The sequence below is a fragment of the Geobacter sp. DSM 9736 genome (assembly GCF_900187405.1).
Taxonomy (GTDB): Bacteria; Desulfobacterota; Desulfuromonadia; order Geobacterales; family Geobacteraceae; genus DSM-9736.
In genome coordinates this window covers 3,827,747-3,842,155 of record NZ_LT896716.1, presented here as the reverse complement: position 1 = coordinate 3,842,155, position 14,409 = coordinate 3,827,747, and the positions used below count along the sequence as shown (strand labels likewise).

Below are 14,409 nucleotides of genomic sequence, written 5' to 3'. Positions count from 1 at the left end.
TGGCTCCCGGGACTGCGGCGAATCGGTCACCCCAATAGCAGAAGCAACCGACATCAGGCAGACCATAAATGACATGCCCAACGCTCTTAAGACCATATCACCTCCCACTTGGCAATACTGCCTACCTTAAAGTATTCAGGGACTGAAACGGCTGTCAACCCACACCATGGAAATCAGGAGCAGTCGGAGCAGATTGACAACCAGGGATCAGCAGGTATCATACAATTAAATATTTTTATGGTGAGTTCAGGAGGACGTCATGGAACGACAGACTGGTTGGACCATCGCCTTATTAATAGTCATCATCATTCTTGCGATAATAGGGATCTTCTGGTGGCATGCCGTTCCTGCGCCCTAGCTGGCCCCCCTGAACAGCATGATTACAAAAAGGAGAGACCGCAAGGACCTCTCCTAAGTGTGCTGCAGTGGCACGACTATCTTATGTCGACCCGTAGAACGGTAGCGTAAACTTTGGGAACACGTACCTCCAATACACCATCTTTAAGAGATGCCGAAACGTGCTGTCCATCAATCGAGTCAGGCAGCCGAAGAGAACGTCGAAAATTCCCGTTTCGCCTCTCCATACGCAGGTACTCCCTTCGCACGCACCGGTCCTCCCCCTTCTTTTCCCCCGAAATAACCAGAGTGCCATCGATAAGCTGAACATCTATTTCCTCTCGCTTCATTCCAGGGAGATCGACTTTCACGACTATTTCAGACCCCTCATCATATACGTCAAGATCAGGGACGTACTCTCCCGGACCGTCCTCGAAGAACCTCTGCAACGGCATGCGGTGCCAGCCCAAAACAGGCATATGAAGGGTTTCCTCTACCAGCTTCTCCATTTCTTCGAAAGCTGTCGTAAGGCTGCTGTTCGGCTTTGGATGAATGATTCCTGTTACCGATACCTTTGCAGCCCCCTTAGGGCCTCTGCCATCCCGTTCGCAGTGAGTTCTCATCCGGCATACCCTCCTTTCTGTCACCAAATTCACCTTTGAATGAATTATATCAACATTGAAAATGAATTTCAAACCAAGGATGTGTGGCGCGGAAAGTTTTGGAAATTAGGCAGGTTTTACTTGGTTGTGGCGCTGCAGGGCAACGTCAGCCCCACAACGATTTGTGGTCAGCTTCGCAAGAAGATCGAGGAGGGGAAGTATCCTGATAGGCTTCCTAATGCAATGAAGTTGCATCTGCTCCATCTGCAAAAGAGCGTCGCGTTTGATGTCGCCGCTGACTATGATGATCGGAGTCGCAGGGGCAATGGCCTTGATCGCCGCAGCCATCCCCAGTCCGTTCATTCCCGGCATGTTTATATCTACCATGACGACATCGGGTCGGAACTGCCGGAAGATTTCGAGACCTTCTTTGCCGTTGGCCGCTTGGTAAACGGTTCTTACCTTTGTAGACAGAACTTCGCAGAACACTGCCCGTGTTACTGCTTCATCCTCCGCGTAAAGGAGGGAAATTTCGAGTTTTGCCTTAACATCACGATGCATCTGAAAACTCCTGCAACAAGTTGCTGGGGAACAGCAACCCGACTGAAGCCTGTAAATGGATAAGTGCTTTCGTATTTTTAATACATGCTACCTGTTACACGTATGTATTGATGATTACGTCTCGCCTGCGCCGGTCATGGCGTCCCTGCCTTACAGGATCGTGCCCTACCCTGACCCATCCCTGTGAGCGTCGGAATGCAGTTACGCCGCCATTAAAGATCAGGCGGTCAAGTTCAATACCGTCGACCATTCCGAAGGAGCCATCATCATAAAGGACACGGATCAGCATGCAGCCCTCCCCAAAGTGGACCGCTAAAGTATACACGATTTTCCAATCAACGCATCACAAAGATGATATATATTGATCGATATGTATTCGATTCTTCCGGATCTTCCGATTTGAACACGCAACACGATTGAGAATCCGTACAAGAAATGGAGGTTGGCATGGCTATCGTAGAAGTTAGTATCACTCCTCTCGGCACCGACACAACAGGCGTATCACAGTATGTGGCTGGATGCCTGAAAATAGTCCGGAAGTCAGGAATTCCTCACCAGCTTACTCCTATGGGAACCATACTCGAAGGGGAGCTCGATCAGATCTTCGGGCTCATCAGGGAGATGCAGGAAGCTACCTTTGCAGCGGGAGCAATCCGGGTTTCAACCTTGATCAAAATCGATGACCGGCGGGATAAACAACACACTATGGCGGGAAAAGTACGTGCGGTGGAGCGGAAGCTGGAGGGAGAGCAATAAAATAGAAAAAGCCCCGGTATACCCCGGGGCTCCGTGCAACAATTGCAGTCTTCGGCAGATCAGGCCTTCTCCACCTTGACTGCCGTCATGTTACCATTTTCCAGCAAAGCATTCACATTCACGTCCCTGAAATGGATGGGCGCGAATACAAGCCCCGGCTGAAGCAGACCGTTAACGCGTGCCGGCGCGGTTATGCTTCCTACAGCAGAGGAAACCTTCACTGCGCTACCTTCCCCGATACCGAGAGCTGAAGCATCGGTAGCGGAGAGCTCGACATAACCTTGAGGGGCAACTGCCAGATTATTCTCGGACCACGTGGATGTAGTGCCGTTATGGTAGAGAATGGATCCCGCAAGCAGGGTCAACGGGTACTGCGCAGTCGCCACCGGGCGGTCGGAAAGGGATGCAAGCGGGCCACAGTACGCCGTAACGCCGGAATTTGAACTCTTGATGAAACAGCCGTCACTTTCGCAAGCTGTGGCGTATCCCGGAACGGTGGTACTGATTTCCGAGAGGATATCCGAAGCAGCAGACGATTGTTCTGTGCCGGAAACCCTCCGGTACAGGTCTGCGAGGATTTCAATATCGGATCGCGCATCGCCGGGGGGGCGAACTGCCTTGGAGAGGGACTGAACCCTGTTGTCAATGGTTGTAAAAGTCCCTTCCTTTTCTGCGGCCGCAGAACCTGCAAAGACGACATCTGCAAGCTTGACCGTCTCGCTGGGGAAAATATCCTGAACAATGAGAAGATCCAGCTTTTCCAGAGCTTTTCTGATCTTGCCGCTGTCGGGAAATGAAACAAGCAGATCGCTAGCTACGACATACAGAGCTTTTATAACCCCCTGCTCTATCCCTTCTATTAGCTGCTCGATGCTTTTCCCACTTCCACCTCCCAAGGCGGCCGACATATCAAGAACACCCTGAGCGTTGTTCTTTTCATCGATGGGGAATACTCCCCCGGCTTCCTTACCTACAGCGCCGGTCACAAGGGCGAGATTCGCCAATGCTGCAACCTTTTCGGCGGCACCGGCACTCTTGGTAATGTCAGAGCCGAAAATGATGGCGACGCTTTTCTTACCGGAGACAAGCTGGGCGGCTTCTCTCAAATCGGTTTCCAAAACACCCGCAGCGGCTGCAAGCTCAGACAGCGAAGAGGAAGCAACACTTTGCTTGACTGCGTCAAGACCGTTGACCTCGCCCCCTTGTTCCACAACCGCTTTAATGAGACCTCCGATAAGAGGAAGTTCTCCGCCGGGCTGGTACTGGAGATGCTTGTTGGCGAACTTCTTCAGCTTCACAGGGCGCATGTTCGCCAGAATAAGCTTTGCATCATTCTTCGTTGCAGCCTTGATGACTCTGTACTCCACCCCGGTGGCTTCCGCGTTGAGGTCGGTGCCGATGACCAGGATAGCCTCTGCATCGTCGATTTTGTCTATGGTGGCGCTGGCGCCGCTGATTCCAAGCTTCTCCTGAAGTACACGAACCGCGGCTCCATAACCCTGACACACCTCGGAAGCCAGGTTACCGGTGCCGATAGCCGTCGTCATAAACTTCTGGAACAGAAAGCTCTCTTCGTTTGTAAGACGGGGAGACCCGATACCGGCAACGGCTTGAGGACCGCTATCCTTCACTATCTCCTGTAGTTTGCGCGCAGCAAACGACATCGCCTTCTCCCAATCGGTCGCCAGTTGCCTGTCATGAGCCTTGAGGAGCGGTGCAGTCAGCCGCTCGGTAGAATTGATGTAGCTGTAGCCGAAACGCCCGTTGATGCAGAGGTTGCCGCTGTTGAAGGTGGTTGCATCGTCACTGGTAACACGATCTATCCGACCGTCTTTGACGTGATATTCGATCTGGCATCCCGCAGGACAGAACCCGCAGATACTCCTTACCTTGTTGTAAGTCCACGGACGCCCCTTGAATTTGAAAGGCTTGCTGATGAGAGTGCCGGTGGGGCATACGGCTACGCAATTTCCGCAGAATTCGCATTTGAGTGCCTTACCGTCATCGGTCTCGATGATGGTGGCATCACCGCAGTTGGTGACTGCGATCGCGTCGGCCCCGACGATTTCATGGTCAACCTTCACGCATTTTTCGCAGAGAATGCATCGGTTAGGGTCGCTCTCGATGAGTGGCCAGTCATATCGAATTGTCCGGCGTTCCAGAACCGTGTAATACTCTTGCTTTGTTACTTCCATGTTGTAGCACGTGTCCTGCAGATCGCACTCTCCAGCGGCGTCACACACCGGGCAGTCGAGGGGATGGTTCACTAGCAGCAGTTCGGTGACCTTGCGGCGAACTGCATCGAGGTTCTCCGATACTGTTGTGACGTTTATCCCTTCCTTTACCGGGGTATTGCATGCTGTAACCGGACGATCGATCCCCTCGATCTCCACCGCGCATATGCGGCACGCACCGGTCGGCGAAACTTTTTGGAGCCAACACAGTGTGGGAATTGTGATGCCGACAGTTGCGGCCGCGTCGAGGATTGTGGTTCCTTCGGCTACCGTTGCCGTTTTGCCGTCGATTGTGAGACTGACCATAATATTTTCACCTCATCATATTCAAACAAAAGGTAAGGGCAGGAGACTGCCCCCCTTGCCCCTTGCGTTCAGGCTGATCCGAATGTATTGCCTGTAGATCAGGCAACTGCAACCATTGCAACGCGATAACAGCGCAGACACCGTTCGGCCTCGCGGACCGCCTGGCTGTTGGTGAAGCCGAGTTCGACCTCGCAGTAGTTCTTGTAGCTTGCCCGCTCCTTGCCGTGGATCTCCGCCTGATGCTCCCGATGGGCTGAGTCGAGCCACTGCACCTTCTCGTTCTTGTCGTACACTCCCATATAATTGAGAATGTCTTCCATATACTCGTCGTCGACCAGATAGGCTTTTCCCTCTTCGAGCCAACGCTGGATAACTTTTGCTGCACGATGACCGCTGCCGACACAGGCCACGACGGTAAGCGGGCCGATTTCGGCGTCACCGCCGGCGAAGATTCCTTCATGGTCGGTAATAAGTGTACGGGTCTGAAAATTGCCCATACCATCTTTCAGATCCTTACCGGCAGCATCTTTGTAAGGCACGTACTTTGTCACTACGGTATTCCACTTTGTGATGTCGATGCCGAGATCGGAAGGGATGAAGGAAAGATCGGGATCCTGACCAATTGCCGGAATTACCGTATCACACTCTACGACGAATTCGCTCCCGGGGACCGGCTCGGGGCGGCGGCGGCCGGAGGCATCAGGCTCTCCAAGTGCCATCCGCACGCATTCAACGCCGGTCACCTGCTCACTCTCGTTAACGATGATCCTTGTCGGAAGAACCTGGAACTCAAACTTTACGCCTTCCTCATCGGCGCCATCCACCTCCCAGACATCGGCAGGCATCTCCTTCCGAGACCGGCGATAGAGCAGCGTCGACTCCTCCGCCCCTTCCCGGAGGGCAACGCGGACGCAGTCAATGGCAGTGTTGCCGCCGCCGACGACGACGACTTTCTTGCCCATCCCGGTATCCTTCCCCATGTATGCTTCGCGAAGGAAGTCGATACCCCCTTTGAGGAAGCCTTTGTATCCTTTATCCTCTCCTTCGACTCCCATCGGCTTAGACCGATGGGCTCCAGGCGCCAGGAAAACCGCATCGTACTTTTCCTTGAGCTCTGCCAGTGAGATATCCTTGCCAACGCGGGTGTTATAGATGATGGTGACGCCCAGCGCCGCGATTATATCGATATCACGCTGAAGAAGATGGCGCGGCTGGCGGTAGGGAGGAATGCCCACGGCGATCATGCCACCGCCGAAGCCCTCCGGAAGAGCTTCATAAATCGTGCAGGGGTAGCCTTCCAGCGCCAGGTAATAGGCTGCGGCAAGACCTGCTGGTCCTGCGCCGACAATAGCCACAGTCTTATTTTTCCGCGGCTTGGGCTGTGCCGGCAGATGCTTTCGGTAATACGCAAAGTCGAAATCTTCAGACACCTCACCCGCTTCATTTGGCGCCCCGGGAATCATCGGAGGTGAATTCTCATGCTGCCATTCGTAGTCGGAAGCCGACCGCTTCAGGACCATGATATTGATTGACTCATCCACGTTCTTTCGGCGACAGGCAGTCTCGCAGGGATGAGGGCAAACCCGGCCGCAGACGGAAGGAAGCGGCATTGCTGCACGAACTGCCGCGAGAGAGAATCCGAATTCATACTCCTTTATCGCCTCAATGTAGGAGGGTATGTCGATGTGTGCAGGGCATTTGTCGGTACAGGGAGCCGTCAGCTTTTCGACGAAGCGGTGAGTTCCAGCACTCGCCGGTCGCGAACCGTTCATATAGGTTAGAAAGTCGTCGCGAAAATGAGTGATGGCGTCCATAACCGGGACAGTGGAACTCTGGCACAGGGTGCACTTGCAACCCTTCAGCAGCTCGAAAAGGTCGGCTATGGTATCGAACAACCTTTCATTTCCCCTGCCGCCGATGATGTCGGCAAGAACGTCCATGAGAACGCGGGTACCCTTTTTACCCGGTGTGCACTTGCCGCAGCAGTACATCGTCTGCACACGCTTCATATACTCGGCGACCATCTGCGGAACATCAACCTTCTCGTCATAAAGAATGATGCCGTCCCACCCTATGAATGCAGCAAGAGGGCGGTCGCCATCATAAGTGGTAGGCAGTCGGAATTGGGCATCCTGCCCGCCCCCCTTCCGGTTGTCGACAATATTCCTACCCCAGCTGGAAAAAACCACCTGTGCCACTTCAGCCTCCGAAAAAAGCCTTTAATTTACCCTATATCTCTCACTAAGTACTTGCATTTATTAAACAAAACGTTAGCGAGCGATTGTATACAGTATGCAAGTTTATTACCACAATCGCTTTCGATAAATCAAGCGAAAAAATAAATAATTGGGATTATTCGACGGTTGCGGAAAGGAAAGGCCTCTGTTAGATTAATTAGAAAATACTTTACCAAAGGATGCCGGAATGAAATCTCTCGAACAGGCGCTACACTCCCTCTTTGAGGTCAACATGGGAATAAAGCCCAGGGAACGGATTGTGGTGTTCGGCGACATCCTCAGACCCGATGAACAGGTTTCACCCGAAGAGCATGACCGGCGCCTTCGACTCTTGACGGTTGCAGGCCAAACGAGCAATTTTGCCGAGGCCGCTTATGGCAATACCACATTCGTCACCTTTCCGGCAACCGCAGCATCCGGTGCGGAACCTCCTGAACCTCTCTGGCGCGCTACCTTAGGTAATGCTGCAGTAGACGCGCTTCTTCAAGATGCACTTCTATATCGGTTACTCAACAAAGAAGCAGACACCTCCGATCTGGACCGGGCAAAGAAAATCGTACTTTCTTTCAAAGAGAGCGTGGCAGACATCGTCATTGCACTTTCCAACAATTCTACCAGCCACACCAGGTTCCGCTCGCTGGTCAACGAAGCAGGAGGGCGCTTTGCGAGCCTGCCCCACTTCGACCCTGAGATGTTCTTTACATCGATGCAGGTGGACTGGCACATCCTCTCAGACCGTACAAACCGGCTTGCTGCGGAAGTGAATGCAGGATCAGAGATCCTTCTGGAGACACCGAACGGTACCCGCATTCGCTTTGGAACACAGGGGCGGACTGCCAAAGGAGACGACGGTCTCCTCACCGATCCGGGAAGCTTCGGGAATCTGCCCGCAGGGGAAGTCTACCTCGCACCCCTTGAAGGTACCAGCGAAGGAGTTATGGTCATCGAATACGCGCCCACGAGAAAGCTGAACTCACCGCTACGTCTCGACGTGCGACAGGGAAACGTAGTGAATATCTACGGCGATGACCCCTACCGCCACACTCTCGAAAAAAAGTTCGCCGAAAACGTAAACAACAGGAACATTGCCGAACTCGGCATCGGCACCAATGACAGGGCCACGAGACCCGATAATGTCCTGGAGGCGGAAAAAATTCTAGGGACCGTCCATATTGCCCTCGGCGACAACTCGGGCTTCGGCGGCACCGTCAATACGCCATTTCATGAAGACTTCGTATTCTATGAGCCAACTCTCACCGTAATCCTTCCCGGCGAAAAGCGGAAGAGACTCCTTGACCGGGGAAAGCTGCTGATCTCGTGAAATACCGCTAAATAACTCGGAAAATTCTCCGATAAAGCTACCAGACCTTTTTTCCGGCTGCATGGAAGCTTGGCTCCACCTCTACACGTGGTAGCTCCGGAGGAATCAATGGAAAAGCTTGAATTCAAACTCAGCGCCGACGGCCGCAAACTTCAGGCCGTGTGTAATCCGGCTGCAGAACCGCGGCAACCGATTGACGAGGGATATGTAAAACGCGCCCTGGCCGCCAGCGGTTTTTCCGAATACTTTCTCCAAAACAATGTATGCTCGGAACTCGCCCAAAGGTTCAACAGCGCCAGTTCCACCTTCACGATGGATATCGGGGAAAAACGGGACGGGACCTATACGATTACCGTTTCGCCGGACGGGATGACAGCGCAACTGACCCTTACCCCTCCATACGGCGGGAAAGCCGTCACCAATGAAGAGATCCATCAGGGGCTGAAAGAGCAGGGAGTCCAGTCCGGCATTCTCGAGGACACAATCGAAGCGGCAGCAACGTGTTGCAGGGCTCTGAACAAAGTAATCGCTACCGGAACACCACCGACCCCGGGAGCCGACGGCCAACTCCTGAGCCTGATTCCCGAGATGAAGGAGCGCGGTCCGCAGTTTGAAGATGATGACAAGAGCATCGTTGATTATCGGGAGGTCGGGGGGATCGTCAGTGTGAAGGCCGGTGACCCTCTGATGCGCAGGGTCCCTCCTGCAGAAGGAGAGCCGGGTAAAAACGTCAGGGGAGAGGTCGTTCCGCCTACACCAGGGAGGGATGTCCAGTTTGCCGCCAACCTGCCCGGCACCATGATTTCGCCCGATGACAACGACCTGCTTCTCGCGGCGATAGCCGGTCAACCGGTACTGGTGACAAACGGCGTTGTCGTTGAGCCGGTGTTCAAGGTAAAGAACGTCGATCTTTCTTCCGGCAACATCTCCTTTGAAGGAAGCGTCGTAGTGGATGGGGATGTCGCCTCCGGCATGGTCGTCAAAGCGGCAGGGGATATCTCCATTGGCGGTACGGTCGAATCAGCAGTCATCGAGGCGGGCGGGAACATCGAAATCAACGGAGGCGTCATATTTTCGAGCCTCCAGGCAAAAGGATCGATAACGGCGCTTTTTGCTGAAAAATCCCATTTCTCGGCAGGTTCCGACGTTCATCTGCGGGAGCTCTCCATGCAGAGCGACCTAACGGCCGGAGGCCAGATCATGGTCGGAGAAGAGGGAACGGCCAAGGGGCGGCTCATCGGCGGCACCTGTCGCGCCTCAACCCTCGTCAACGCGGTGGTAATCGGATCCCACGCTGGAGTTCCCACCAAAGTCGAAGTCGGCCTGGATCCCACGGCGCGAGCCAAGCTGGTAACAGTTACGCATCAGCTCGAAGAAAAACAGAAACAGACCGAAGAAGCGACAAAATCACTCAGCTACATGAGGGAAAATCCGGCCCGGTTCGGAGAAGACGCGGAAAAAGCCAAGCAACAGCAACTGTCGCACCTGCAGGCGGAGGTTCTGGAGCTTACGGGACAAAAGAAGCGTCTCCAGAAACGGTTGGAAGTAATAGATTTCGCACGCATAAAAGTCCAAGAGACCATCTACTATGGAGTACAGGTGGTAATCGGCGACCAGGCACTAGTGGTCGATGATGACCTTCAAGGGGTAACTTTTTCCCTGGACAATGGTACCATAGTGTTCTGAACACCATTTCCCTCCCCTGTTCATTTCCGAATTACGCCGCATTGGAGGTTCTTTCATGCGCATCATCGGCCTTACCGGAGGCATCGCCTCGGGGAAGAGCACTGTTGCACGCATATTCGAGCAGCTCGGGGCTGTCGTCATCGATGCCGACCAGCTCTCGCGGGAAGCGGTGATGCCGGGCCGGCCAGCCTACGACGCAATCGTAGCCGAGTTCGGCCCCACCGTCCTCTGCGCTGACGGAACGATCGACCGCAAGGCGCTAGGCTGCGTAGTATTTGCTGACGCCGCAGCGCGCTCCCGGCTGGAAAAGATAACACACCCCGCCATCCGGCAGCTTGCTGAAGAAAAACTGGCCGAACTGCGGGAGGTCCCCGTCCCACTGGTGATCTACATGGCCCCACTTCTGATAGAAGCTGGTGCCGCTTCACGGGTCGACGAGATATGGGTAGTATTCGTGGACCGGGAAACGCAGATAACCAGACTGATGGCGAGGGACGGAATTACCAGGGAAGAAGCTCTGCTTAGAGTAGGCGCACAGATGCCGATGGAAGAAAAACGCACTTATGGGAAGGCAGTTATAGACAACTCCGGAACACGTGAGGAAACCGAACTGCAGGTCCGTAGACTCTGGGAGCGGGAAGTGGCGATGGAGAAATAAATTAATGCGGGGAAAAAGATAGAGGCAAAAGCTGGATCCCGTCTCCGCCTTTGCCTCTACCGTAGCTTTACGTTTTACTTGTGGTAGCCGAGCTTGAGGGAGATTTCCTCGGCAGCCCTCTTTACCAGGGGGATCAGCTCTTTATCCATCCGCTCATCAGAGAACCGCATGCTCGGCCCCGAAATGCTGACGGCGCCGACAATACGGCGGGTATAATCCCGGATCGGCGCACCGACGCACTTCACTCCCACATCCAGCTCTTCGTTGTCCACGGCGTACCCCTGCTCACTAACCTGCTTCAGATGCCGCTTGAGTTCGTCACGGTCTGTAATGGTGCTGGGAGTGAACTGTTTGAGCTCCTTTACGGGCAGGTAATGCTCCAACTCCTCTTCCGTCATGAAAGCGAGCTGTATCTTCCCTGCCGCGGTGCAGTAGGCTGGCAGCCTTGCCCCAACACGTGGAACCACACGTACCGTCAAAGCCGTTTCAACAACATCCAGATAAACGATGTGGAAATCCTTGAGAATAGCTACATAGGTCGTCTCATTGCATTCTTTCACCAGCGATTCGAGAACGGGGCGCGACTGGCGAAGCAGCCCCATCTGCTTTATGAAGGTCTGCCCGAGTTCCAGCGTCTTGAGCCCAAGCCGATAGTTTTCAGTAACCTTGTTCTGCTCTATATAATTTCGAGACTCCAGTGTGGCAAGTAGCCTAAAAACATTGTTTTTATGAAGCTTGAGGCGTTTGCTCAGCTCCGTAACACCTAACTCGTCCACATCATCATGAAACTGCTCAAGGAGGTCGAGAGCATGATCCACCGCCTGAATTATATACTCGGATTTCTCTTTTTTCGCCATTGGCTGACACCTGTCTTTAGTAAGTTACAAACGGTTTCTCATATATTGGATAAGGGCTGAAGTCAAGAATTTTTTCCGGTACACCGGAGGCAGCCAAGGAAGCTCAGCCGGGGATGCAGCCCCATTCCGTTTTACTTGCTCAACTTTCGAGAGTTGACCACTCGAAGAATTCAAGATATCATGGCGGCAATTCGTCAAAACCTCAAGCATTTCCATGCAGTGAAATTATAGAATAATGTTTTATGCGAGTCAAGTAAAACTAACTACCTTGCGCACCCATGCGGAATCAGTGGTGCTATCGAGGCGGTAGGGACAGCAGCGGGAGGACCTAAATCAATGCTCAACCTTCGTAAGCAGATTCTCGTCGCCATCGACGGCTCCCCCCTCTCCGACAAAGCCGCCGAGGAGGCTGTCCGGATGGCTGCTGCCACCCCAGGTCCTTACAGGAGCAAGATATATGCGATGCTGGTCCTCCCGAACGCCCCTCGCAACACGTACACCGATTTCGTGCCCGCACCCGTTGTGACGGAGTCGGATGAATGGCAGGAACTTCGTGACCGCATATTCTTCGTCATCGAGAAAAACGCTCGCGAAGCTGAAGTCCCGCTTGAAACCAAGATCGTTTATGGGGACCCTGCTGACGAGTTGATGAAGTTCGCCGACAAGGAAAAAGTCGACGTTATCGTGATTGGGAGCTCGGGAAAGGGATTCCTGAAGAGGAAGCTGATGGGGAGTGTTTCCAGCAAAGTCGCGGCATACGCCCGCTGCTCCGTCTACATCGTAAGGGGGTAGGAGGACTGCGCTTGAACCGGAGCTGAATCCAGTCCTGTCCTGTCTGTTTCCTGGCGAAGATAGTAGAGGATGTCCCGCAGCGTCTCGACGATGATCAGTTCGTCATTGGGAAATTCATGGGGAGAGAGTTCTAGCGTCAGCGTCTCGTCGTAGCCCGTATTGCGCAGATGATTAAGGAAACGGGTAAGCGGGAGTACCCCACGGCCAGGTAGCAGGTGCTCCCGGCCATAGCCGAAGTCGGAGAAATGGATGTTCCTGATCCGGCCGGAATTGTAAAAGAGATAGAAGTCATTGATGAAGTTCGTTTTCCCGGTACCCATGTGGGTGCAATCGAAAGTGAGAAACAGATTGCGCTCCCCCAGAAATTCAATCATCTTCTCCGTCTGAGACAGTACATACTGGTTGATCTTGAAGCGTCCCGTCCACGGCATGTTCTCGACGGTAACCGCAACCTGCCCCTGCCCCACCTCCTTCTGAAAATCGAAGATCCTGTAAAACCACCGCATGAACCTTATTTCGAGCCCCATCCATGAAGGAGGGTGGAAATTGACGAGGGGAACGTTGCATATACCGGCAAGCTCAACACATCTCTTGAGTGAGTCGGCGGGGCTTCCCCAGCCGTCCAGTGGCATAAAGGGGGCATGAATTGAAAGGACAGGAAGTATACTGCAGACTTCCTCTATCAACTGGCGACAACTGACTTTCTGGAACTCGTCATTGATTATCAGCTCCACTCCGTCAAAGCCTGCCTCTGCGGCAATAGCGCAAGCTTTCTTCAAGGGGAAGGTAAATAGCGTTCCTGTGGAGAGGGAAAACCGCATTCGCTATCCATGCTCCGTGAAGGTCTGGTAGACGACCCTCTGCAGGTTTACCAGCGCGTCAAGGCTGCCGCGCAGGGCACGTTCTTCGGACTCTGACAACTGCTCGGGATCGAGGAAAACGGTATGGGCGCCATGCAGGTTTTCCAGCGAGATGAGGTGGGCGTTCAGTTCATGGAAGCCGAACAGCAGGCGCTCGGCAAGCTCTACGGATACCGGGCCATTCTCCATTATCCCTTTGATCCGATCCACCGTGCTGGTAGCTGTCACGCCGCACCTGATGGCCAGCACTCTCACGTTGCTCACCAAAGGGACCACCGCATACTGCTCCACGTTGAACAGCCCGCGATGATCCCCCGACTTTTCAACCCTCAGCCTCCCGAAGAAGTCGAGACCTGTGGGCATTTCGGACAAAATGCGCGCAACGTGCCGCAGCGAACCCAGGTGGAAGGAAAGCATGCCCCTCACCAGGGTGAGCATCTCCTCGGCAAGCCCCGCGTCCCCGCACAGCGGGTGGAGATCCGCCAGTTCGAGGAATACCGCCAGTTCGTCTCCTCTCCCCCCTCCCGCCATCCCCTCGCTGACCCGTGTGCGCCACTCCCCCATGCTCCCCTGCCATGAGAAGTCGGACGGCGTCATTCTGCTCTGGAGGCCCAACTGCCCGAGGAGGTCTTCTGCCTTACGTGCAAAAACGGAAAAAAAGGAATTGCGCTCCCCCTGATTCCCGTCATAGACAAGCAGGCTGTCACAGCCGCTGTAGAGAGTTCCCTCCCCGCGTCCAGCGGAACCCACTGCGAACCAGCAGTAGCGGCCCGGTGGGGAGCCGAATCCATGTTGCGCCACCCACTCCTCCGCCTGCCGGAGGACCCTGCAAATGATGCGGCGCTGCAGGGCCGAGCATATCTCGTGAAAAGCCACAACAGACCTGCGGCGCTCGAAATGGGAACGTGCGAAAAGCGCGAACCCCTCCAACTGGGAGAGCAGATCTTCCGCTTCGTCTACTGCAGCAAGAGCTTTACTCAGATCTGAGGCAAACTCTTTCTCGAAGGAAAGTTCATCGGCCAACCGGCGCCTCAGCTCCACAAGCAGGGGAACCTCTTCCCCTCCGAGCATTCCCGCCCGCTCCCTGGCCAGCACTTCATCAAGGTCCTTAACCAGATCGGCTACGGCTCGCCAGGATAGAATATCCTCTCCCGATCCCCCAAGGAAAAGAGCCATGAACTACCTCCGTTCCCCCGAACCACA

The 14,409-nt window shown here is 54.1% G+C and carries 13 protein-coding genes; 5 read left to right on the top strand and 8 right to left on the bottom strand.

Annotation, left to right across the window (positions count from 1 at the left end):
• Positions 1 to 434 precede the first annotated feature (434 nt).
• The 3 genes from CFB04_RS17180 to CFB04_RS17170 all read right to left on the bottom strand — a co-directional run bounded on the left by CFB04_RS17180 (position 435) and on the right by CFB04_RS17170 (position 1,788).
• A complete protein-coding gene (locus tag CFB04_RS17180; protein WP_088536539.1) occupies positions 435 to 959 on the bottom strand; it encodes an Hsp20/alpha crystallin family protein in 525 nt (174 codons plus the stop codon).
• 105 nt (positions 960 to 1,064) lie between these two features.
• Positions 1,065 to 1,499, bottom strand: a complete 435-nt coding sequence (locus tag CFB04_RS17175) for a response regulator transcription factor (RefSeq protein WP_088536538.1) — start codon at positions 1,497 to 1,499, stop codon at positions 1,065 to 1,067.
• Between the two features lie 94 nt (positions 1,500 to 1,593).
• Entirely contained in the window at positions 1,594 to 1,788 is a 195-nt protein-coding gene (locus tag CFB04_RS17170; RefSeq protein ID WP_088536537.1) for a GSU3473 family protein, read from the bottom strand.
• 158 nt (positions 1,789 to 1,946) lie between these two features.
• Between CFB04_RS17170 and CFB04_RS17165 the strand changes: the two genes are divergently transcribed.
• Positions 1,947 to 2,255 (top strand): MTH1187 family thiamine-binding protein, encoded by a 309-nt coding sequence (locus CFB04_RS17165; protein WP_088536536.1) that lies wholly within the window; start codon positions 1,947 to 1,949, stop codon positions 2,253 to 2,255.
• A 59-nt stretch (positions 2,256 to 2,314) separates the two neighbouring features.
• On the opposite strand, the gene CFB04_RS17160 is transcribed toward CFB04_RS17165, so the two are convergent.
• Positions 2,315 to 4,795: a molybdopterin-dependent oxidoreductase gene (locus CFB04_RS17160; RefSeq protein WP_088536535.1), complete on the bottom strand. Its 2,481-nt coding sequence runs from the start codon at positions 4,793 to 4,795 to the stop codon at positions 2,315 to 2,317.
• A 98-nt stretch (positions 4,796 to 4,893) separates the two neighbouring features.
• The gene (locus CFB04_RS17155) at positions 4,894 to 6,993 is read right to left on the bottom strand and encodes an FAD-dependent oxidoreductase (protein ID WP_088536534.1); all 2,100 of its coding nucleotides are present in this window, start codon (positions 6,991 to 6,993) and stop codon (positions 4,894 to 4,896) included.
• A 226-nt stretch (positions 6,994 to 7,219) separates the two neighbouring features.
• Between CFB04_RS17155 and CFB04_RS17150 the strand changes: the two genes are divergently transcribed.
• From CFB04_RS17150 to coaE, 3 genes are all read left to right on the top strand, one after another.
• Positions 7,220 to 8,353, top strand: coding sequence for an aminopeptidase (locus CFB04_RS17150; protein WP_088536533.1), 1,134 nt, complete (start codon positions 7,220 to 7,222; stop codon positions 8,351 to 8,353).
• 108 nt (positions 8,354 to 8,461) lie between these two features.
• Positions 8,462 to 10,039, top strand: coding sequence for a FapA family protein (locus CFB04_RS17145; protein WP_088536532.1), 1,578 nt, complete (start codon positions 8,462 to 8,464; stop codon positions 10,037 to 10,039).
• A gap of 55 nt (positions 10,040 to 10,094) precedes the next feature.
• The gene (gene coaE, locus CFB04_RS17140) at positions 10,095 to 10,697 is read left to right on the top strand and encodes a dephospho-CoA kinase (protein ID WP_088536531.1); all 603 of its coding nucleotides are present in this window, start codon (positions 10,095 to 10,097) and stop codon (positions 10,695 to 10,697) included.
• A 74-nt stretch (positions 10,698 to 10,771) separates the two neighbouring features.
• Here the strand turns inward: coaE and CFB04_RS17135 are convergent, their stop codons facing one another.
• A complete protein-coding gene (locus tag CFB04_RS17135; protein WP_088536530.1) occupies positions 10,772 to 11,554 on the bottom strand; it encodes an IclR family transcriptional regulator in 783 nt (260 codons plus the stop codon).
• Between the two features lie 336 nt (positions 11,555 to 11,890).
• Here CFB04_RS17135 and CFB04_RS17130 point away from each other — a divergent pair, with 336 nt between their 5' ends.
• On the top strand, positions 11,891 to 12,346 hold the full coding sequence (locus tag CFB04_RS17130) for a universal stress protein (RefSeq protein ID WP_088536529.1): 456 nt from the start codon (positions 11,891 to 11,893) through the stop codon (positions 12,344 to 12,346).
• On the opposite strand, the gene CFB04_RS17125 is transcribed toward CFB04_RS17130, so the two are convergent.
• Together CFB04_RS17125 and CFB04_RS17120 are read right to left on the bottom strand one after the other, a co-directional pair.
• Positions 12,328 to 13,167, bottom strand: a complete 840-nt coding sequence (locus CFB04_RS17125) for a sugar phosphate isomerase/epimerase (RefSeq protein WP_088536528.1) — start codon at positions 13,165 to 13,167, stop codon at positions 12,328 to 12,330. The genes CFB04_RS17130 and CFB04_RS17125 overlap by 19 nt on opposite strands.
• Positions 13,168 to 13,170: 3 nt before the next feature.
• Positions 13,171 to 14,382: a putative nucleotidyltransferase substrate binding domain-containing protein gene (locus CFB04_RS17120; protein ID WP_088536527.1), complete on the bottom strand. Its 1,212-nt coding sequence runs from the start codon at positions 14,380 to 14,382 to the stop codon at positions 13,171 to 13,173.
• Between the last annotated feature and the right edge of the window lie 27 nt (positions 14,383 to 14,409).

Excerpts from the sequence above, each read along its gene's own strand:
- CFB04_RS17175 (WP_088536538.1), bottom strand. The coding sequence starts at position 1,499 with ATGCATCGTGATGTTAAGGCAAAACTCGAAATTTCCCTCCTTTACGCG.
- CFB04_RS17120 (WP_088536527.1), bottom strand. The coding sequence starts at position 14,382 with ATGGCTCTTTTCCTTGGGGGATCGGGAGAGGATATTCTATCCTGGCGA.
- CFB04_RS17125 (WP_088536528.1), bottom strand. The coding sequence starts at position 13,167 with ATGCGGTTTTCCCTCTCCACAGGAACGCTATTTACCTTCCCCTTGAAG.
- CFB04_RS17165 (WP_088536536.1), top strand. The coding sequence starts at position 1,947 with ATGGCTATCGTAGAAGTTAGTATCACTCCTCTCGGCACCGACACAACA.
- CFB04_RS17135 (WP_088536530.1), bottom strand. The coding sequence starts at position 11,554 with ATGGCGAAAAAAGAGAAATCCGAGTATATAATTCAGGCGGTGGATCAT.
- CFB04_RS17180 (WP_088536539.1), bottom strand. The coding sequence starts at position 959 with ATGAGAACTCACTGCGAACGGGATGGCAGAGGCCCTAAGGGGGCTGCA.
- CFB04_RS17150 (WP_088536533.1), top strand. The coding sequence starts at position 7,220 with ATGAAATCTCTCGAACAGGCGCTACACTCCCTCTTTGAGGTCAACATG.
- CFB04_RS17145 (WP_088536532.1), top strand. The coding sequence starts at position 8,462 with ATGGAAAAGCTTGAATTCAAACTCAGCGCCGACGGCCGCAAACTTCAG.
- CFB04_RS17130 (WP_088536529.1), top strand. The coding sequence starts at position 11,891 with ATGCTCAACCTTCGTAAGCAGATTCTCGTCGCCATCGACGGCTCCCCC.
- coaE (WP_088536531.1), top strand. The coding sequence starts at position 10,095 with ATGCGCATCATCGGCCTTACCGGAGGCATCGCCTCGGGGAAGAGCACT.
- CFB04_RS17160 (WP_088536535.1), bottom strand. The coding sequence starts at position 4,795 with ATGGTCAGTCTCACAATCGACGGCAAAACGGCAACGGTAGCCGAAGGA.
- CFB04_RS17170 (WP_088536537.1), bottom strand. The coding sequence starts at position 1,788 with ATGCTGATCCGTGTCCTTTATGATGATGGCTCCTTCGGAATGGTCGAC.